Source organism: Paramicrobacterium chengjingii, assembly GCF_011751765.2.
Taxonomy (GTDB): Bacteria; Actinomycetota; Actinomycetes; order Actinomycetales; family Microbacteriaceae; genus Paramicrobacterium; species Paramicrobacterium chengjingii.
Genome location: NZ_CP061169.1, coordinates 2,564,626 through 2,585,091, shown reverse-complemented (window position 1 = coordinate 2,585,091; position 20,466 = coordinate 2,564,626). Strand labels below are relative to the sequence as shown.

The following is a 20,466-nucleotide window of genomic DNA, read 5'->3' as shown; positions in this document are numbered from 1 at the left end:
GTGGCTGAGCAGCGCCGTCAAGAGGGGCGCTCGGTCGGCGTGTCTGTCTTCGACGGGTCGCGTTCGACGATGTCGCCCACAACGGCGTCGATGCGGTCGAGAACGTCCTGATCGAGTGTCGTCCCCGACGCGACGACGTTGTCGGCGATCTGCTCGGGGCGGGATGCTCCGATGATCGCCGATGCGACGTTGGGGTTGCTCAGCACCCACGCGATGGCCAGCTGCGGCATGGTGAGCCCGGCCTCCTCGGCAATGGGCTTCAGGCCTTGCACCGCGGTGAGCACGTCGTCTCCCAGGTAGCGGGCAACGGTCTTCGAACCTGCTTCGTCCGTTGCGCGGCTGCCCGCGGGAGCATCCTTCCCCGGCTCGTACTTGCCGGTCAGAACTCCCTGCGCCAGCGGAGACCACACGATCTGCGAGACACCGAGATCTTCAGAGGTGGGGACCACCTCTTCTTCGATCACACGCCACAGCATGTTGTACTGCGGCTGGTTCGACACGAGATGAATGCCGAGTTCGCTGGCGAGTGCGTGGCCAGCGCGCAGCTGCTCTGCCGTCCATTCGCTGACGCCGATATACAGGGCCTTTCCTTGGCGCACGACGTCGGCAAAGGCAAGCATCGTCTCTTCGAGCGGCGTCTCTGGGTCATACCTGTGCGCCTGGTAAAGATCGACGTAGTCGGTGCCGAGGCGCTGCAGTGAGCCGTTGATGGACTCCATGATGTGCTTGCGGCTCAGGCCCGAGTCATTCGGGCCCCTCGGCCCCGTCGGGCCCCACACCTTCGTGAAGATCTCGAGCGACTCGCGACGCTGTCCGGCGAGAGCATCACCGAGCACCTGCTCGGCAACGGTGTTTGCGTAGACGTCTGCCGTGTCAAACGTTGTGATTCCGTGATCGAGTGCGGCGTGCACGCATTCTGTCGCCGTCTCGTTCTCAATCTGGCCGCCGTGCGTCAGCCAGTTGCCGTACGTGATGTCGGAGATCTTCAGTCCGCTGCGTCCAAGAAATCGATATGCCATGACATAACGCTACGTCATGGGCTCCGTCGCCAGAAGAGCGTGAAGCGTTGTGGTGGGGAGTGGTCACCATCGAGCTGGAATCGGATTCACGCTATCGTCGGTACATGCGAGAGATGTACCCGAACATCGAACCGTACATGACAGGACTGCTTGACGTGGGGGACGGTCAGCGCGTCTATTGGGAGACGAGCGGCAACCCCGACGGAAAGCCCGTCGTCTTCGTGCACGGTGGCCCAGGCGGTGCGACGAACCCCGAGCATCGCCGCGTCTTCGACCCCGAGAAGTACAACATCGTGCTGTTCGACCAGCGTGGCTGCGGCAAAAGCACGCCGCACGTGAGTGAGCCGGAGGCCGACCTCACGCATAACACGACGTGGAAGCTCGTCGCCGACATGGAGACGTTGCGCGACACGCTCAACATTGAAAAGTGGCAGGTCTTCGGCGGCTCGTGGGGCAGTACGCTGGCGCTCGCGTATGCCGAGACGCATCCTGATCACGTCACGGAGCTTGTGCTGCGAGGCATCTTCACGCTGCGGCAGCAGGAGATCGACTGGTTCTATGAGGGCGGGGCTGCTGCGCTCTTCCCTGACCTGTGGGAGAGGTTCGTCGAGCCGGTTGCCCTGCAAGATCGCAACCACATGGTGCAGGCGTATGCCGAGCTGCTCGCCGACCCCGACCCAGAGGTGCATGTGCCGGCGGCGCGAGCCTGGTCGGAGTGGGAGTCCTCGACCATCACTCTGAGGCGCGACGAGTCGAAGGTCGCCTCGTTCACCGAGCCCGCATTCGCTACGGCGTTCGCGCGCATCGAGAACCACTACTTCATGAATAGGGGTTGGTTCGAAGAGGGGCAGCTGATTCGGGATGCTGGCAAGCTCAGCGATATTCCCGGCGTCATCGTGCAGGGTCGCTATGACGTCTGTACACCGCCCATGACGGCGTGGGAGCTGCACAGGGCATGGCCGGAGGCCGACCTGCAGATCATTCCGGATGCCGGTCATGCGTTCGATGAGCCGGGTATTCTCTCGGCGCTGATCGAGGCGACGGACCGCTTCGCCGGCTGAATAGGCAGGCAGATGTGCGTGGCTCCGTTACGATTGTCATAGCTCGGGGTCACGGGCGAAAGGCACCGGATCGTGTCGTTACAGGGCGGTCGAGCGAAGTGGGGCGTTGCCTCGCTTGCGCTTTCTGCGGTGTGCGCTCTTGGCTTGGTGGTCGGGTTCTTGCTCGGTCCGCAACCTGATGCTGCTTCGATCGATCGCCACTCCGCCGTCACGACAGGCAGCCCTCGAGACGTCGTTCTCTCTCCGATCGCTGCTGGATGGACATCAGAGAGCGACCCGGAGGCGTCGCATGCCGAGTCGCCGGAGCTTGCGTTACGCGGCAATACCGAGCGAACATGGCTCACGTTCGATACGTCCGGGCTCACAGGGCTCGCGATAAATTCGGCTGAACTCGCCCTCACCGTCGACGACGTAAGGCACACGGGCGACGTACGCGCGCACGCCGCCTCGGCGGCATGGGATGCGGATACACTGACCTTCGAGAACCAGCCGAAACATCGAACAGAGATTCTGGGCATCGCGTCCATCCCATCGAAGCGTGGGGGTGTGGCCGCTCTCTCCCTCGAATCTGCGGAGACACTGTCAACCACGTACCTCCTTGGAATCGAGTTGCGAGCGTCCAACGGCACGGACGTCTCTTTCTCACGTTCAGGAGACTCAGCTCCTCGCCTCGTTGTCACACTCGCGAGCGAAGGGCACTTTTCGATCGCAGCACCGGGAGCCGCTGACTCGGCGCGGCAGAAAGGCATTGTCTTCGCTCACTATTTTCCGCCGTTCCCTGTCTCGATCGACAATCAGCCACCCGACAGTGACTACTATGCCGAGGAATATCTGAAGCCCGACGGAGAGAACGGAAAGCATTCGGAATACGGCGGGTATTTACGAGATCGGCCGCTTCCACGAGCACCACGAGAGGGAGACTGGAGGCTCGCGGACCTCCGTATGGAGGTGCGGCAGGCCAAGGCAGCCGGTATCGACGGGTTCACCGTCGATCTCATGTCGCTGTCCGGTCGCAACTGGGACACGTCCCGTGAGCTGATGCGCGCGGCCGATCTTGAGGGCGGATTCGTCGTGACCCCCAACATCGATGCCACATCCGGGCTCGTTGACTCGCCAGTGAGTGAAATCGCAGGCAAGCTTGTTGAGCTCTATGCCCATGACTCTGCGTACCGAACAGAGAATGGTGCCGTGGCGTTGTCCTCTTTCAAAGCGGAGGGCAAGCCGGCCACCTGGTGGAGTGAGCTCATCGATGATCTACAGAACAAGCTTTCAACGCCGGTCGACTTCATGGCTGTTTTCCTCAACGCGTCGGACGACAACATGGCACTGTACGCGCCAATCAGCTACGCCCTCGGAGCTTGGGGCGCACGGACCCCTGATGCAGTGAATGCGGCTTCGGATAACGTCGCGAGGGCCCACGCCCTCGGTGTGAAGTGGATGGCGCCCGTTGCTGCTCAGGATGCACGCCCGAGCGCCTCCCTCTACGCCGAATCGCGTAATACGGAATTGCTTCGCGCAATGTGGGACGCTGCCATCGACGAGGGGGCCGACTTTGTGCAGATGGTGACATGGAACGACTACAGCGAATCCACGCAGCTTGCGCCCTCCGTCGCACACGGAACAGCGTTCCTCGATATCAGCAGACCGTATATCGCAGCGTTCGCCGACGGGACGGGCCTGCAGTTTGTCGACGACACCGTCGCTGTCACGTACCGGGTTCAGCCTGCGGGAGCCACGCCGTCCTCGCCTCAAGAACCTATGCACCCGACGCTTGGTGGAGCGGCAACGCCGCCTCGAGATAGCGTTGAGGTTCTTACGATGATGCGAGTTGACACGACGGTGACGGTGACGATCGGTGAGTCGGTTCACACCTACATCGCGCACCGCGGTCTCGAAGTGAAAACTTTCCCGCTTGCCATCGGCGATGTCACTGTTGTTGCTGCCCGAGACGGCTCTGCGATCGCCGATCTCGAGCCGACGGCGAGCGTTACAGCGAGTCCGATGGTGCTTGACCTTCAGTATCACGCAGCGTCGAATGAGTGATCGATCTCAGCTTGCGCGAAGAGACTCGTTTGCGGGTTCCGAATCGTGGTGAGTGTTGGCTCGTGAAAAGCGGGCAGACACTGGCTTTGCGCGGGCATCATCGCGGCGACTGGACTTCGCGCCCTTCCGCGTGAACAGAGCGAAGCGCGACGTTTTCGTCTTTTCAACGGGGGCGGTGTACGTCATCCGGTATCGCCCGCGAATGCTGAGCGGTGCGCGGTTGGCGACGACGCCGAGGATCGGCGCGCCGACGAGCGCCATACGCTCAAGGGAGCGGCGCACTTCACGAACCTGCACGCGACGCATGCCTGTCACGAATATCGCTCCGCCGAACTGCTGCGCGAGGATTGTCGCATCGGTGACCGGGATGAGCGGAGGACAATCGATGATCGTGACATCGAAGCGACTGACGATGTTGTTGAGGATCAGCTCAGCATGCTCGCTGCCGAGGAGCTCGCTCGGGTTAGGAGGCGTCTCTCCGGCGAGGAGGACGCTCATTCCGTGCTTGCCCCAAGACTGAAGCACGTCATCGAGCTCGGCTTCGCCCGCAAGCAACGTTGTAAATCCGACCCCGCCGACCAACCCGAGCGTACTCGCCAGCGTCGGGCGGCGCAGATCTGCTTCCACGAGGCAAACCGACTGCCCTGTAGCTGCCATCGTCGCGGCGATGTTCGCGGCGATCGAACTCTTGCCTTCACCCGGCACAGACGAGGTGACGACGAACGCCTTGTGCGGCCTGTCAGCCTGGAGGAATCGCAGGTTCGTGCGGAGCTGACGAAATTCCTCGGATCGAGGAGACAACTCGTCGTGCTGAAGAGCAACGGGAGTCGTCGCCGCTGCACGGTCATGCACGATTGTGCCGAGCAAGCTGGATCGGGCAAGGTCGCGAGCCTGCTCCGGTGTGCGCACCTTCGCATTGACGAACTCCCTCGTGGCGCACACCGCGAGACCTGCAATGAGACCGATGACCAAGCCGAGGCCGACGTACAGAGTCCTGTTCGGCGATGACGGGAAACCGGGAGCCGTTGCGGCCTCAACTGTCTTCAGCTGAATCGGATATGAGCCATCTTCGAGCGGTGGAATGAGAACCCGAATTTGCTGCGACAGGCTTGCGGCAATTGCATCGGCGATTTCGGCCGACCCCTGCGCTGAGTCTGTTTCGACAGAAATTGAGATCAGTGACGTGTTGAGCGGAACCGTCGCCGAGACCTTCCGACGAAGCTGGTTGACCGTGAGATCGAGATCGAGATCGTTGATGACGGGCTGTAGAACGATCTCACGCGTGACGAGCACACTGTAGTTGCGGGCTTGCTGCTGGGAGTAGTTGCTGATCTGTGTGAGGTCGTTCGTACTCTGCCCGCTCGACGATGCAACGAACACCTCCGTGTCTGCTGTGTATAAGGGTGTGGTCAGCAGGATTGCACCATAGCCGCATGCGCCGCCTGCGAGTGCAAACACGACGAGCGTGAGCCAATACTGGCGCATCAACGCCCACATGCTTCTATGTTCCAAGTTTCTCCCCCTCGGACAGACTGAGACTGACAGTGACGGGTTCAGTGCCAGCGCGTAGTCGGGGTCGTGATTTCAGCTCGGGTACTGTTCACGCCACCGTCGGTCCTGTGTCATGATAGGCACACTAGATCGATATTAGTGAGTAAAACTCAGGTTTTGCGCCCCTTAATGGGGTGACTGTGGAAAGCCGCCATGCAGCCTCTGAATAACGACTCCCGTGAGCCATCGCGTGATGGTCATGGGCGGGCCTTCGTGATTGTCTGGTTTTCGGCTACCGCTGGGGTCTTGGCGGCCATGCTCCCGCTGTACCTGGTGGCCGAGGTGCCCGATGTCGGACGAAGCTCCGCATGGGTACTCACGATGGCTGTTCTTGTGTGGTCGGGGCTCCGGCTTTCATTTCTGATTGTGGGTGGCCAACCGCGTCTCTTCGAGTTTTTTTTCTGGTTGTTTTGCTACATCTTCATGGGTATTGCGCCAACGGTGCAGATTCGTTCCGATCTCGTCTCTCGCACGACGAAAGCCATGGATCCGGCGCTTGATCAGCCAGCTGCTCTCATCGTGTGCTTTGGCATCTTCTGCTTTGAGATCGGCGTGCTGGTCCGCTGCCTGATTGAGCGTCGACGCGCAACCGACAGCGCAGTGAGGGTGCCTCGGGGAGTCGACGTCGCGCGCACGGTGATGCTTGCCGCAGCGGGTCTGGCGGCGAGCGCGTATTTCATTTCGAAAGTCGGGCTCTCCGGCGTGTTCGGAACTCGGGATGCGGCATTCGCGGCTCGTGAACATGCATGGCCAGACCCCGCGATGCGTTCCGTGTTCTACGCACTGGCCATCTATCCGATGCTCATCGTGGGTGGGGCGCTTTCGCAATTGAGGAGAAGCACATCCCTGCGTGCGCATCGCACGACGATCGTTCTCGGCACGTCTCTCTGCCTTGTCATGCTGCTGATCATTGTCAACCCGCTCGCGAGCGCGCGCTATTCGCTCGGTACCGTGCTCTTCGCGATAGCTGTATATCTCGGAGCAGTGACGACGACTAGTCGGAGCCGTGTGACGCTCGCCGCGACTCTTGGCGGGCTCCTGTTCCTCTTTCCGCTCGCTGATGCCTTCCGGAATGGCGTCGGCACGTTTATCAGGAGCGGGTTCTTCGGCGAGTATAAAGGGAACCCTGATTACGATGCCTTCTGGCAGGTTGCTAATGCGCTGTCGTATTGGATTGACGGACTTGTGCAGCCTCTGCGCCAGCTTCTCGGCAGCCTCTTGTTCTGGGTGCCGCGATCGATGTGGAGCGATAAGCCGATAGACACCGGGATCCTCCTCGCACAATATCGAGGGTACGATTTTCAGAACCTATCTGCTCCAATGTGGGCTGAGCTTCTCGTCAACGGCGGGGTTGCGGCGGTCGTTGTCGGTTTTCTTCTCATCGGATATGTGTTGCGCGGGTTTGACACGAAACTCCTCCCGGCTCTTAGCGCTGGCGGGGTGTGGGCAATCGCGGGCGCGGTCTTCCCCGTGTACATGACGATCCTGATGCGTGGATCGCTTCTTCAGGCGACGGGGACGTTTGCAGTGGCTTTGGTCTGCGTGATGTTCGTTCTGGGAAAGCAGCGAGTTCAGACCGTTACGGAGTCCGCGTAGCCGGCTTCAAGCCGCTCTGCAATGGCGTCCATACTGTGCTCGGCGCGGGTGACGTGCATGCCATTCCGACCGAGGCGATCACGGAGTGCGTCGTCACGCAGCATCCTGTCGATTCCGTCCTCCAGTGACTCGACGGTCTCGTCGACGACGGCCCCCGCCTCAGAATCAGCGACGAGGCGGGCAAGTCCGCAACTACGGGTGATGACCACCGGAAGTGCGAGCGACATAGCTTCGAGCACGGACATGGGATAGGGCTCGTTCACCGAGGGCAGTACGTATACCGACGCATGGGACATTCTCTCAAGCGTGTTCTCCGGTGATATCGCCGGCTCGCGTCTGATGCGGTCAGCGTGACCGGAGGACGTGATCGCCGCGTCGACGGCGGCAGCCTCGCCTTCGTCTGGCCCGACGAGCGTAAATCGAACGTCGGGGTGACGAGAGCAAAGCGATGCGGCCGCTTTAACGAAGGCCAGGGGGCGCTTGCGTGGGGCGAGCCGTGCAAGGTACAGCACTTCGAGCGGCATTGCTGTCTCGGCGCTTGGTTCGGCTCGTGGGACTCCGTTGGGCAGATGCTGGAACTGGAGGTGTGAGCCTCCGACAGTGGTGAGGTCGCTTTTCTCTGTGGGGGTGAGATAGAAAACGCGTTGTGCCCGAGAAAGCACCATTCGAGTGAGTAAGGTGTCGAACGGCCGTGCGAGCGGGTTGCCTGATGGGTCGATCATGCCGTGTGTCTGCAGAACATACGGGACGCCCTTGCGGAGAGCAGTTCGCGCCGCGGGTAGCGTAACGAGGTCGCGTGCTGCATGCACGTGAACGACGTCGAACGCTGACACGTTCGTGCGGAGCCAGCGCATGAGTCTGGGGGAACTAAGTCCTGCGAATCCGGTGCCAGGTACCAGTGTCCTGCTGGGAAAGAGTCGCGTCGGAACGTCGTTGAGCAGAGACGGGGGCTCAGCGAAGCCACGCGTCGCTGCCGCGATTGTGACGTCGTGACCTCGCCGTTGCAATGCCGCCGCCTGGTTGACGGCCACCCGTGTCGGTCCGCCGTATTCGCCATCAGGGGTGACCAGTGTGACGACCTCGAGCACCCTCATCGCTGGGCCGTCGAGGTGGGCGTCGATATGGCGATCGGGGCGAGCAGCACCTCTCCTTGCACGGTATCTCGCGTGACGAGAGCGGTCGCACCGATGACGGAATCGGCGCCGATCGACGTTCCGCGAAGCACGACAGCGCGGGCAGCGACCCACGATCCGTCGCCGACGGTGATTGGCGCGTTGTCGAATTCGAAGCTGGGGGAGCGGCGGTCATGGCTTCCGGTGCACAGAAAAACGTCCTGAGACACGCAGACATCGGCTCCGATCGTCACCGGCTCGAGATTGAGGATCCACGTCTGCTCGCCGATCCAGGAACGGTCGCCGACCGCGAGCTTCCACGGCCAGTGGATGCGAACGTGATGCCGGATATTCGTGTTGCGTCCGATCGAGGCGCCGAAGGCGCGGAGAATCGTCGCCCGCAGACCTGCTGGGCACCACCACTGGGTGACGACACAGCTGGACACGAGATTCCAGGCGATCTGCCAAAGGATGTTGCGGCCCTTGTCGTATCCGGCACCCGTGAACGCACCAAGATTTCGCCGAAGTGTCGTGGTCCCCGCATTACCCATAAATATGAGTATGCCTCATATAAGATGAGAAGCCGCACCCCCACAAAAGGGTAATTGAGGAAACCTCATGTGTCACATAGCCTGTCATCGCGGCCGATCCTGCGCTGCAACGCCCCCGAGAGTGACGAAGGATGGGTATGTCCAGCCCCCAGTCCAACCGTAGCGTGATCCGCCGAATCGGCAATGTGCTCAGCCGCGTTAGCGGCTACGGGTTGTCGGTCGCAGCCCTGGCCGTCGCGGCGCTCGCCGCGATCCCGGCGATGATCCATGCTGACGGCGCTCAAGCGTGGGCGGCGATAGCTGTGGGGCAGTCCATCGGCGGGATCGCGGCTGTCGTAATCGGGTACGGGTGGGGAATGACCGGTCCTGCGCGCATCGCCGCCGCCCAGCCTCGTGGGCAGCGTTCGGAGTATGTGGAGTCGTTGCGCGTCAAACTCTGCATCGCACTCCCGGCTAGCGCGGTCGCCGCAGCATGTGCGGTGTTTCTGGTGCCTGTATATGCCGTTCATGCTGCTATCGGCGCACTTGCCATGTCGAGTGTCGGCCTCAGCGCAAACTGGTTCTTTACCGGAGTGCGCAGACCGTACCTCCAACTGGTTGCGGAGACCGCGCCACGCGTCGCTGGAACAGGGATCGGCATTGCGCTCATGTATTCGGGTGCAAGCGCTGTGGTAGGCATGGCCTGCCAGCTTGGAGGAATGTTGCTCGGATTTGCGATCGCAACGAGTTGGGTGTTGAGTGCCTTTCCTCGGGGTGGCAGTACGAGGCAGTTGCGCCTGGTCTTGTCTTCACAGGGGACGGGGCTGGCGTCAACGGTGCTCTCAGCGGCATATATCGCAGCACCGGTAGCGATCGTCACACAAGTTGCCCCTGGGGCGCTGCCAGTGTTCGCATTGATCGACAAAGTGCAGCGTCAAATCTCGGTGGGACTCGGCCCTGTCATCGTCGTTGCACAAGCCTGGGTTCCGCGTGCTCGAGGCTTCTCGGGACTTCGTCAACGGGTGAAGCAATGTGTTATCGGCGCGCTGTCGGTGGGCACGCTCCTTGGTGTGATCACCGTGATCGCGGCGCCGTTTCTGATGGGCTGGTTGTCGGGCGGAGTCATCGAGGTTCCACTTGCGGCGCTCCTCCTTGCAGGCGCGTTCGTGGCGGTCGGCTTCATCGAGAGCACCGTGAGTAAAGCGATTATGCCTGCAATCGACCGTGTTGGGGTCGCAGCCAAGGCGGCCTCGATCTCAATGATCGTCGGCCTGCCGCTCGTCGCGCTCGGAGCTGTCGCGCTTGGAGTGATCGGCGCGCTGTCCGGTGTGGTGTTCGGCTTGGTCGTGAGAGTCGCCATTGAGCTTGCTTCATCCGGTCGTCGTTTCTCGTTTCCGCGCGAGTCGGATCTCGTGCAGGCGTCATCTCTCGGAGGTCAGCGCGCATGAGCACTGTGCGGTACATTCTGCAGGCAGGGGTCTGGATCTTGCCTGCCTCTGCAGCCAAGAACTTTGCATTAAGGCGGTTGGGGCACAACGTGCATCCGAGAGCGCGCGCGGCGTCGAACGTCGTGTGGAAGGTCTCCTCGGTTGAGCTCGGAGCAGGGAGCCGCATCGGCAAATGGAACGTCGTGAAGAACATGCGACGAGTTCGTCTCGCGGACGGGGCGATGATTGGGCGCATGAATCTCATTTCTGCTCCCCCCGTGTATGTGCGGCTTCTCCCTGACGGCGGTGTTCTTGATGTGGGCGTCCACGGAAAGATCATGAGCCGTCACCAGTTGGACTGTTCCGCGAGGGTCGAAGTTGGCTCGTTCGCGAGTCTTGCCGGTCATGAATCTCGGATTTTGACGCACAGTGTCGATCTGCGAGAGAACGCGCAGACTGCTGTGCCCGTGCGAATCGGTGAACGCAGCTTCGTCGCGAGCCGCTGCATGATTCTGGGCGGAGCGGTGTTGCCTGGGCGGTCGGTGTTGGCCGCGGGTGCCGTGCTCGTGCAGGGGAACGGTGTCAAGCCGGGAATGTACGCGGGGGTGCCTGCCCGATGGGTGACCGAGGTCGAAGGCGCGTGGTTCGACCGAGACGAGGGGGAGACAAGACACGTCGTCGTGCATACGCCGGACGGAATCGTCGAGCAGGCCTTCTAATCTGCGGGGCGCGAGACCTCGCGGGACCATTTGGCAAGAAGCATCAGCAGGATGACAGCGTTGGCGGCGAACAGACCCGTATAGACGAGCGTGAAGACTCCGTGAAAGCCCCAGAGAGTAACCACCACTGCGAGGATCCCGTAGTCAGCGGGCAGCAAGCCGATTGCCCGCACAAGGGAGGGCTTTCTGGTTGCAGCTGACACTGATGGAGGTTGAAGGAATCGAGTGAGGAGCGTCCCCGCGAACATCACCGTCGATACGAAGATGAAACAGAGTGGCACGAGCAACCACCACGTCGGAACGGAGAATCGTATGAATGCGGCGACGAGGATAGCGCCGTGAACGGCGACCATCTTTCCAGAGTCGATGATGTGGTCAAGCCATTCTCCGGCGGGCGAACTCTTGTCGGTGATGCGGGCAACCTGGCCGTCGGCCGAATCGAGAGCAAAGCCGAACACGAGAAGCGATGCCGAGACAAGCCCGATGAACACTGTCGGCGGCATCAGGATGAGAAGTACCAGCGCAACGACCGTCACACCGGCTGAGAGTAGCGAGACTGTGTTGGCACTGATTCGTGCGCGCACAGCGAGTACAGCCAGGACGCGACCGAATGGTCGATTGATGAAACGTGAATACAGTGAGACTCCTGCGCTGCTCTTCTGGGCAGAAGCCAGTGACCGAATTTCGGCCGCGAGAGTCGTCATGTGTGCTCCTCGTGCATTGTTCGTACCAGTCAACCATAAAGCTGAGTAAAGCTCATGTCCCCTGGAAGGGGCATTGCGGGAGACACAAAAGTGAGTGAATATCACGTTGGCACGAGTTTCGCGCGCAGTGCCACAGATGTCACTCGCGGCGGGACACCTCGTCGCACGAGGAGCGGGGAACCGAGTGCGTATTCGACGGATCGGCAGCGTTGTCGCAGCTTGTGGTCTCATGGCTGGACTCATTGTGTTCGCACCTACGTTGGTGCGCGCTCTCTCGCCTGGAGTCGAATTCAGCGCGGATGATCTACCGACATGGCAGACGAACTCGGTCGTCTACGCTCTTGGAAACTCGCACGGCAAGGTGATTGCCGGCGGTTCGTTCTCTCAGATTCGACCGCCAGATGGCACAAGCGGGCAGCCTCGCAATCAAGCAGCGCTGGCTATTTTCGACGCAGACACGGGTGAGCCGGATTCCTGCCAATTCACCGTAGAAATGTCGGGAGGAAGTCCGTCGATTCGTGCGATCGTCACCTCTGACGACGGTGACGTGGTCTACATCGGAGGAAGCTTCTCCAGTATCAACGACGTGAGCATCTATCGCGCAGCTGCGCTCGACGTGCAGTCATGCACCGTCCTTCCGTTCAAGACGAGCTCGATCTCTGCATCTGTATATGGGCTGGCGCTCTCGGACGACACTCTTTATCTGGCGGGTGCATTCAACTCCGTTGCAGGACAGCCCCGCAGCAAATTCGCGGCCGTCGACGCTACCACTGGTCAACTGCGACCGTGGGTTGCGGATGCAGACGTCACGGGACGTGCCTTAGCCGTCTCACCAGACGGCACCAAAGTTGCTGTCGGTGGGGACTTTATGACGATCAATGGCCAAGACTCTCACGCCATTGCGATCGTTGATGCGGACACGGGCGCGAACGTACGCAATTATCCGCTCGGCTTCATCAGCCGCACGTCGGTGACAAAGACGTTGTCGACGGGCGGCGACCTGCTATTTGCCGGCAACGAAGGAACGGGTGGGGGAGTCTTCGACGGCCGCTTCGCGATCGATTGGAATACCCTTGACCAGAAGTGGCGAGACGTCTGCCTGGGCGCCACACAGGACGTGCTCGAGTATAAGGGCACGCTTTATTCGGTGAACCACGCACATGACTGCTCGGGGAATGCTGGTTTTGCCGATGGAAAGCGTAGCTATTTTGTCGCCCAGGATGCTGAGTCTGCTACCCTCCTCGGCTGGGATCCTCACGGCAACGATGGCATTGGCGAGGGAATCGGCGGACGCGCTCTGACAATCGCGACCGGGTCGGCCACGGGCAATGCCTATCTGTGGGCCGGCGGAGAATTCACCCGTATAAACGGGCAGCCGCAGCAGAGTCTGACGCGCTTTGGGCCCGACGACGTGGGCGCACCACCAACGCCGAGCGTATCCGCAGCGACGACAAGTGACGGCAACATCCAGGTGAGATTTCGCACGGTCGTTGATCCTGACGACAGCATTCTGACGTATCGCGTGTACCGCGATGGCAGTTCGACGCCGCTCTGGGAGGGAACTGCCTCATCGCTGTGGTGGAAACGGCCACAAGTGACGTTCGTCGATGATTCGGTAGCATCCGGATCTCGACACACATACCGGGTGTCCGCGAGCGACGGAACGAATACGAGTTCACTCTCAACGGCTCGATCGGCGACCGCTGGCGACATATCGCAGGACTACCCGAGCGCTGTGCGCGGGGACAATCCCCAGTTCGCCTGGAGCTATGACAGCGTCGGCGGCGGCTGGGTGCAGGATGGCAGTGCACGCAGTACGAAAACCGACGGGCTCAGTGGAATCGCTGAGAGGGGCGTCTCGGTCGTCAATGACGGCGCCTATCCCGAGGACACGACGGGCTCAGCCTCGTTCGACGGACATGATGACTACGTCTGGGAGGACAACTACGTCGAGGCACCCAGCACGTACTCGATCGAAACGTGGATCAAGACGACGACGAACTCCGGCGGCAAGATTGTCGGATTTGGCAACGGGCGGCCGCGAACGAATACAGGAGACACAGCTCTCAGCGGCAATTACGATCGTCACATTTACATGACCAATTCGGGTCAGCTCGTGTTTGGCGTGTGGGTGGGGTCGGCTGCCACGATCCGCACACCTGAACAGTACAACGATGGTCAATGGCACCACATCGTCGCGACGCAGGGCGATGACGGAATGGCGTTCTATGTCGACGGCGCACGGATCGGGACAAACCCCGAGTCGTCGGCGCAGGATTACTACGGCGTCTGGCACGTCGGTGGAGATCAACTCAACGGGTGGCCCGGACAGCCGTCGAGCAACTTCTTCTCCGGCCTCATTGACGAGACTGCCGTGTACCAGAGTGCGCTTTCACCGACATCAGTAATTAACCACTACACGGCAGCGGGTGGTGAGGGCACGATGAACCCCGTGCCCAGTGACGCTTATGGTGCTTCCGTGTATGGCATGGACCCGGCACTGTACTGGCGGCTGAGCGAGACATCAGGAAGCACAGCAGCGGACTCGAGCATCTTCGGGGCAGCTCCAGGTGAATACGGTGCCGGTGTTTCGCTCGGCGAAGCCGGCGTGCTTGGCGGGAATTCCGCGGTGGCCTTCACCGGCGGATCATCGAGTCGAGTCGTGACGTCAAGTGCGACATCAGGAGTTGGCGATTATTCGACTGAGCTCTGGTTCTCGACAACTACACAGTCCGGTGGGAAGCTGATTGCTTTTGAGAGCTCTCAGACTGGCTTTTCGTGGAGCACAGATAAGAACGTCTACATGGATGATGACGGCACGATCGTCTTCTCGGTTTCAACCGGTAACGTCACAACGTCACAGTCCTACAATGACGGCAACTGGCACCACCTTGTGACCACCCAGGGTCCCGATGGAATGGCGCTTTACCTCGACGGTGTACTGGTGTCTGCGAACTCGGACAGGTCGCACTCGTCATTCGACGGTTACTGGCGGGTGGGCAACGGTACATTCGATTTCTTCGATTCGGATGCGCCATCGAGTTCGAACTTCTCGGGCACGATCGATGAGGTGGCGGTCTACTCGGCGCCGCTCAGTGCGGCAGACGTGGCACAGCATTATGTGCTCGGCACGGCGGACACCGAAGCTCCAAGAGTCCCCGAGAACGTTGTCGGTGAGGTGACTGAAACGGGTGTGGAGCTCAGCTGGTCGGCCCCTAGCGACAACGTCGGCGTGGAGGCATACCGCGTGTATCGCAGCACAGACAGCGATGCCCCCTTCAACCAGTGGATACAGATCGGCGAGGTTGACGAGACGGCGTTCGCCGACGTGAACGTCCCATTCGGCACCCTGTATTACGTAGTTACTGCGGTAGACGCCGCCGGCAACGTCTCGGATGCGTCAGAATCGACGTCCGTCAACGTTGTTGATGTCGTGCCTCCAACGGTCCCCGCGGATCTGACCGCGGAAGGCTCAGCGACCGGGGTTGCCCTTGCCTGGGCGGATGCGACGGATAATGTCAGCGTCGATCATTACACCGTTTACCGTGGTGCGTCAGAGAACTTCGTGGCAGACGCGGAGACCGCGATTGCCGACATCGACGAGACCGACTACGTCGATAAGAACCTCGCAATGGGTACTTACTATTACAAGGTTGTCGCTGTCGACGTGGCAGGAAATGCGTCGTCGGCAACGTCAGCGGTTGCGGGAGTGGTGGCTCCCGACCCGGTCACGGAGACAGTATCTGCTGATGCGGATGCCATGGTGTACGGGGTCCAGCCCACAAGCAACTATGGCGACAACGTTCAGGTGTCATCGCGCGGCGGTTCCTCGCCGATTGAGACGTTCCTGACGTTTACGCTCCCCACCTCGCCCGATGGATTCATCGTGAGTGGCGTCACACTGATGGTTCGCACATCGACAGACCCCGCTGCCGGGTCGGCGGACACGCATGATGTGACGATCGTGAGTGATGCGTGGGACGAAGGCACCGTAACGTGGATCAATCGCCCGACGACGGTTACCAGTGCACTGGGAACGATCGGTGGCATGACGTCGACGAACACAACCTATTCCGCCGATCTCAGCGCCGCGGTTCTCGTGGGGATGAGCGGCCAGACCGTGACTTTGCGCATCAGCAGCTCAGGTGACGATAATGTGAGGCTCTGGTCGAGCGAGGCGACTCACGACTCATATCGTCCGAAGCTTGTACTGAGCTACGCACCAGGCGAGGTCCCGGAACCTGAGGAGGACGAGTCGGCACCGAGCAGCCCGAGCGGTTTGACGGCTACCACAGACGGCGCCTCGATTTCTCTCGGGTGGGATGCCTCCACGGATAACGTGTCTGTCACGGGTTACACCGTGTACCGGTCACCGAGCACACCAGTGCAGATCGGCGAGGGAACGAAGATCGCTGACGTCACATCGACTGGTTACTCTGACGCGAGTCTCGCACCCGGAACCTATTACTACGCGGTGACGGCGATGGATGCCGCAGGCAACACCAGCGAACCTTCGGAGGAAGCGTCCACGACGATCGAGCAAGAACCCGTTGTGGTGACCACATCACCGACGCAGGATGCGATGGTGATCTCGAGCGTGCCGGAGTCGAACTACGGGGGCAACACTCAGGTGGCTTCTCGCGCCGGAAGTTCCCCGCAGGAAGCATTTTTGGGATTCAACGTTCCAACGGCACCTGCAGGTATGGAGCTTTCCGGCGTCACGCTCACGGTCCGTACATCCACAGACCCTGTCGCGGCATCCGTCGACACCCACACCTGTTCTCTGATCACCTCGCCCTGGTCACAGGACACCGTGACCTGGAACAACCGACCGACGGATGCTGGCATTGACGTTGCTGAACTCACAGGATTTAACGCGGTGAATACCTCATATACATTCAGTTTGACGACATCGGCCTTCGTCACGCAGCTCGGCCAGTCAGTCACGCTGAGAATCGTCGGAACAGGAGATGACAACGTACGACTCTGGTCGTCAGATGGCCCGAGCGCGTACAAACCTGTGTTGAGCTTCACCTTCGCTCCTGCCGAGTAGGGCATGTCGCCGAGAGGGCTGGACCGGAGGCACTTCCTCATCGGGAGTGCCTCGCTCGTGGTTCTTGCTGGCTGCAACTCTCCAGCCCCGTCATCGCCTACTACGAGCTCCTCCGCCGGAGCGAGGCCGGTGCGCAGCATCGATCAACTGAAGAAGCTGACGCCGTTCTATGTGGCGCACAGGGGTTCGGGAGACAACTGGACCGAGCACACGGCGTTGGCTTATGGGCGTTCTCTTGAGGCCGGGGCTCACGCTATTGAAGTGTCGGTGAATCGCACGCGGGATGGTGTCTTCGTTTGCCAGCACGACTCGAATCTCAAAAGGCTCACCGGTACCGATGCCGAAATCGAACAGCTGACATGGAATGAGGTCAGCCAGTTCAGCAACGATGCACGCGAGTGGCTCGGCCCTGCAGCAGACCTTGTTCCAATCTCCCGGCTTGACGAGGTGCTGGATGCATTCGCGGGCGACAACGTGATCTTCCTCGAAGACAAGACAGGGAAGCACACAAGCGACCTCCTCGACATCATGGACGCATACCCGGATGCTGCCAAGCATTTCGTCTGGAAGCAATGGGCGGCCGGTAGGCAAGTCACCCAGGCCTCTGAACGCGGGTACACGACCTGGGGCTACTTCACCAGCGAGATCCACGAGCGCATCGACGAGTTGAGCGAGCACTTCGACATGATCGGCATTCATCATTCGGCACCAGACGAGATTGTGCGATTGGCCGTGGAAACCGGAATCCCTGTGATCGTGTGGGAGGTTCACCGTCGGTCTCTTCGCGATCATCTTGCGACGCTCGGAGTGCAGGGCATGATGTGTTCAAACATTCCCTATGTCATGTCGCAGAAGCCGCGAGCGACGAAAGACTCGTACTCGTCTGGGCTCCGAGCTGCCGGGGACCTGCCGTGGTCTGTCGACAACGGTTGGTCGCACCAACCGACACTGAGCGAAAAGGATGCATCTGTCACTCTCGACAAGGACGAGATTCAGAGCTACGGGATGGGCTCTCTGTCACCCGTCGCAAGCACGACATACGTTGTGTCATTGAAAATACAATGGCCAGACGCGGTACCCGATGGTTCGGCAGCGGCGGGTATCGCCTTCTGTCTCGAATCGGATGCCCCCTACCGCATCGGCGTGCCAAGTGAGACTTCCGGCTATCATGCGCTGTTGCGCGCAAACGGATCTCTCGAGCTCATTTTGCGGTCAGCGGGCGAAGACAACGGAACGTCACTTGGTGTTCGATCGACCTCGCCGCCCGTGGCCGGCCAGGGGATTACTCTCGTCGTGCGTGTGTCGCCAACTGACGTGAGAGTCAGCCGAGACGCGGATCTTTCGTCGGAGGTGTCGGCGAACGACACGGCGCATCGAGGGGGCTACATCGCCTTGTGCAAGAACTATCCCACGAGCGAGCCTGCGGCGTTTAGCGAGATTCTCATCGAGTGACGGGAATTCCGATGGCTGGATTGCCTGGGGTGCGCGACGAGATCAGCAGGTTCTCCAAGCTGTCGATTGCCGTGTGGTCCGAGAGCACAGATCGGCAGTATCGCTGAGCTGAGAGTCCAAAGCGCGCACGTGCATCCGTATCAGTGCGGGCAAGCCACTCGGCGGCATCGACGAGTGCTTTCGGATCGTCAGGGTCCACTCGCGGACCTGCTCCGGCAGCAACCATCTCATCTGCTGTCACGCTCGACGCTGACACACTCGCCAACACAGGAACTCCTGTGGCGAAATATGTCGTGAGCTTGCTTGGCACCGACATCTCTGTGAGCCCTGGAACTTCGCTGACGAGGAGAACGTCCGCGGAGGCGAGAAGCGTGTCGAACTGTTCAACGGGAAGCGGATCTATGAACTGCACGTTGACGCCAACGGCATCCTGCTCGAGCATTTCCCGCATGTTTCCATCGCCCACGAAGGCGAATCGCACCGCAGAGCCGCGTTCGGCTGCAATGCGGGACGCGTCGATGACGTTGATGAGACCCTGTTTCGCTCCCATGTTTCCTGCATGGACGACGACGACGTCATTGTCTTTCCATCCATACGATTCACGCACGCTGCGCGTCGCGTTCTTTGTTGGTACCTGTGGCGCCACGTGGCTCCAGTTGCGCACAACTCGAATGCGAGAATGCGGAACGTCGAGCTCTGTCGAGATATAACGGCGGAACCTGTCGTGGATGACGACAACCTGGTCTGCATTCTTCAGTACGGACCGTTCGACGCGAGAGAGCAGCTGCGCCAGGCGTGATGTCGACACCTGTTTGATTCCGAGCGAGTAGATGTCTTGAACCCAGACAGAATACGAAATTCCCAGGACGCGCGCCTTGATGGTGCCGATCAATGTCGAGAGGAGTGCAGGGGAGACGAAAACAAGAGATTCCGGTTTGTTCCATGAGCGAAACAGCGAACGGATGCCGAAAGACACTTCGAGCCGTACGCGGCGCAGACCGAATGGTCGCTTGGGAACGTAATGACGGACACGGCGCAGTGCGACGCCGTTTCGGACTTCGGTGCGAGGTTCGGATCCCTGAATCTTCCACTGGGGGTAGTGGGGGAGTCCGGTCACTGCTGTCACATCATGGCCCCGAGCGCTGAGCGCCTCGCAGATTCCTGTCGTGTACGGGGCGATACCGGTCGGTTCGGGGGCATAGTTCAGCCCGACAACGGTGATGCGTGTTGCATGTCTAGCGGCCACGGTATGCCCCATTCGTTGTGGCAAACCAGTTGAATGTCGATCGGATTCCGTCAGGAAGGGCGATGTGCGGTGACCAGCCAAGCGATCGGAGGAGGTGAATGTCGAGCAGCTTGCGCGGCGTGCCGTCAGGCTTCGAATCGTCGAAGCGGATGCTGCCGCTGAATCCCGTGACGTCGGCGATGAGCTGGGCCAGACCCTGGATCGAGATGTCCTCTCCTGTGCCGACATTGATGTGGGACCGCTGAGGAGGGACGACGGCGTCAAACCAATCCTTCGGCACGGCCATCACGTGAACGCATGCGTCCGCGAGATCGTCGACGTGCATGAATTCGCGTCGGGGTGTTCCTGTTCCCCAGACATCGACGACGGGCGAGCCGCTCTGCACCGCCTCATGAAACTTCCGCAGCAGAGAGGGGAGAACGTGACTTGATTCGCGATCGAAGTTGTCTCCCGGGCCATACAAATTGGTTGGCATGACGCTGCGAAAGTCGGTTCCGTACTGCCGGTTTACGCTTTCGCAGAGCTTGATGCCCGCGATCTTCGCAACGGCGTATGGTTCGTTGGTCACTTCAAGATGGCCGTCGAGCAGGCTGGCTTCAGCAATGGGCTGTTCGGCGTCGCGTGGATAGATGCAGCTCGATCCCAAAAACAGGAGCTTCTGCACTCTCGCTGCATGGGCACCGGCGATCACTCCGTTCTGAATGCGCAGATTGTCGAGAATAAAGTCTGCAGGCCAGGTGTTGTTTGCGTGGATGCCGCCGACTTTCGCCGCGGCAAGGTAAACCTGCGTGATGTTTCGTGCTGCGAAAAATTTCTGGGTCTGGGCGGGGTCAGTCAGATCGAGCTGCTCGCGAGTGGCGGTGACAATCTCCACGGGTTCCCGCGCGAGACGTCGGACAAGGGCCGATCCAACCATTCCTCTATGGCCAGCGATGAATACCTTTTCACGCATG

The 20,466-nt window shown here is 60.6% G+C and carries 14 protein-coding genes; 7 read left to right on the top strand and 7 right to left on the bottom strand.

Annotation, left to right across the window (positions count from 1 at the left end; translation table 11 throughout):
- Positions 1–17: 17 nt before the first annotated feature.
- Positions 18–1,019: an aldo/keto reductase family protein gene (locus HCR76_RS12550; protein WP_166990977.1), complete on the bottom strand. Its 1,002-nt coding sequence runs from the start codon at positions 1,017–1,019 to the stop codon at positions 18–20.
- Positions 1,020–1,123: 104 nt separating this feature from the next.
- On the opposite strand from HCR76_RS12550, the gene pip reads away from it, so the two are divergent.
- Complete coding sequence (gene pip, locus HCR76_RS12545) at positions 1,124–2,080, top strand: prolyl aminopeptidase (RefSeq protein WP_166990974.1); 957 nt, start codon at positions 1,124–1,126, stop codon at positions 2,078–2,080.
- A 72-nt stretch (positions 2,081–2,152) separates the two neighbouring features.
- Positions 2,153–4,123 carry a glycoside hydrolase family 71 protein gene (locus HCR76_RS12540; RefSeq protein ID WP_166990970.1) on the top strand — a complete coding sequence of 657 codons (1,971 nt, stop codon included), beginning with the start codon at positions 2,153–2,155 and terminating at the stop codon, positions 4,121–4,123.
- A 6-nt stretch (positions 4,124–4,129) separates the two neighbouring features.
- On the opposite strand, the gene HCR76_RS12535 is transcribed toward HCR76_RS12540, so the two are convergent.
- The gene (locus HCR76_RS12535) at positions 4,130–5,620 is read right to left on the bottom strand and encodes a tyrosine-protein kinase domain-containing protein (protein ID WP_166990967.1); all 1,491 of its coding nucleotides are present in this window, start codon (positions 5,618–5,620) and stop codon (positions 4,130–4,132) included.
- Between the two features lie 207 nt (positions 5,621–5,827).
- On the opposite strand from HCR76_RS12535, the gene HCR76_RS12530 reads away from it, so the two are divergent.
- Positions 5,828–7,270 carry a hypothetical protein gene (locus HCR76_RS12530; RefSeq protein WP_166990964.1) on the top strand — a complete coding sequence of 481 codons (1,443 nt, stop codon included), beginning with the start codon at positions 5,828–5,830 and terminating at the stop codon, positions 7,268–7,270.
- Here the strand turns inward: HCR76_RS12530 and HCR76_RS12525 are convergent.
- Both HCR76_RS12525 and HCR76_RS12520 read right to left on the bottom strand, forming a co-directional pair.
- Positions 7,246–8,364: a glycosyltransferase gene (locus HCR76_RS12525; RefSeq protein ID WP_166990961.1), complete on the bottom strand. Its 1,119-nt coding sequence runs from the start codon at positions 8,362–8,364 to the stop codon at positions 7,246–7,248. The genes HCR76_RS12530 and HCR76_RS12525 overlap by 25 nt on opposite strands.
- On the bottom strand, positions 8,361–8,933 hold the full coding sequence (locus tag HCR76_RS12520) for an LbetaH domain-containing protein (RefSeq protein WP_166990958.1): 573 nt from the start codon (positions 8,931–8,933) through the stop codon (positions 8,361–8,363). The genes HCR76_RS12525 and HCR76_RS12520 overlap by 4 nt, the downstream gene beginning before the upstream one ends.
- Before the next feature lie 137 nt (positions 8,934–9,070).
- Here HCR76_RS12520 and HCR76_RS12515 point away from each other — a divergent pair, with 137 nt between their 5' ends.
- Both HCR76_RS12515 and HCR76_RS12510 read left to right on the top strand, forming a co-directional pair.
- Complete coding sequence (locus HCR76_RS12515; protein WP_166990955.1) at positions 9,071–10,360, top strand: hypothetical protein; 1,290 nt, start codon at positions 9,071–9,073, stop codon at positions 10,358–10,360.
- Positions 10,357–11,058 carry an acyltransferase gene (locus tag HCR76_RS12510; RefSeq protein ID WP_166990952.1) on the top strand — a complete coding sequence of 234 codons (702 nt, stop codon included), beginning with the start codon at positions 10,357–10,359 and terminating at the stop codon, positions 11,056–11,058. The genes HCR76_RS12515 and HCR76_RS12510 overlap by 4 nt, the downstream gene beginning before the upstream one ends.
- Here the strand turns inward: HCR76_RS12510 and HCR76_RS12505 are convergent.
- Positions 11,055–11,762: a CDP-alcohol phosphatidyltransferase family protein gene (locus HCR76_RS12505; RefSeq protein ID WP_166990950.1), complete on the bottom strand. Its 708-nt coding sequence runs from the start codon at positions 11,760–11,762 to the stop codon at positions 11,055–11,057. The two genes, HCR76_RS12510 and HCR76_RS12505, sit on opposite strands and share 4 nt — an antisense overlap.
- Before the next feature lie 184 nt (positions 11,763–11,946).
- Between HCR76_RS12505 and HCR76_RS12500 the strand changes: the two genes are divergently transcribed.
- Positions 11,947–16,815 carry a LamG-like jellyroll fold domain-containing protein gene (locus HCR76_RS12500; RefSeq protein WP_166990947.1) on the top strand — a complete coding sequence of 1,623 codons (4,869 nt, stop codon included), beginning with the start codon at positions 11,947–11,949 and terminating at the stop codon, positions 16,813–16,815.
- Between the two features lie 129 nt (positions 16,816–16,944).
- A complete protein-coding gene (locus HCR76_RS12495) occupies positions 16,945–18,267 on the top strand; it encodes a glycerophosphodiester phosphodiesterase (RefSeq protein WP_166990944.1) in 1,323 nt (440 codons plus the stop codon).
- On the opposite strand, the gene HCR76_RS12490 is transcribed toward HCR76_RS12495, so the two are convergent.
- Both HCR76_RS12490 and HCR76_RS12485 read right to left on the bottom strand, forming a co-directional pair.
- On the bottom strand, positions 18,257–19,513 hold the full coding sequence (locus HCR76_RS12490) for a glycosyltransferase family 4 protein (protein WP_166990941.1): 1,257 nt from the start codon (positions 19,511–19,513) through the stop codon (positions 18,257–18,259). The genes HCR76_RS12495 and HCR76_RS12490 overlap by 11 nt on opposite strands.
- Positions 19,503–20,465, bottom strand: coding sequence for a GDP-L-fucose synthase family protein (locus HCR76_RS12485; protein ID WP_166991723.1), 963 nt, complete (start codon positions 20,463–20,465; stop codon positions 19,503–19,505). The genes HCR76_RS12490 and HCR76_RS12485 overlap by 11 nt, the downstream gene beginning before the upstream one ends.
- Position 20,466 lies beyond the last annotated feature (1 nt).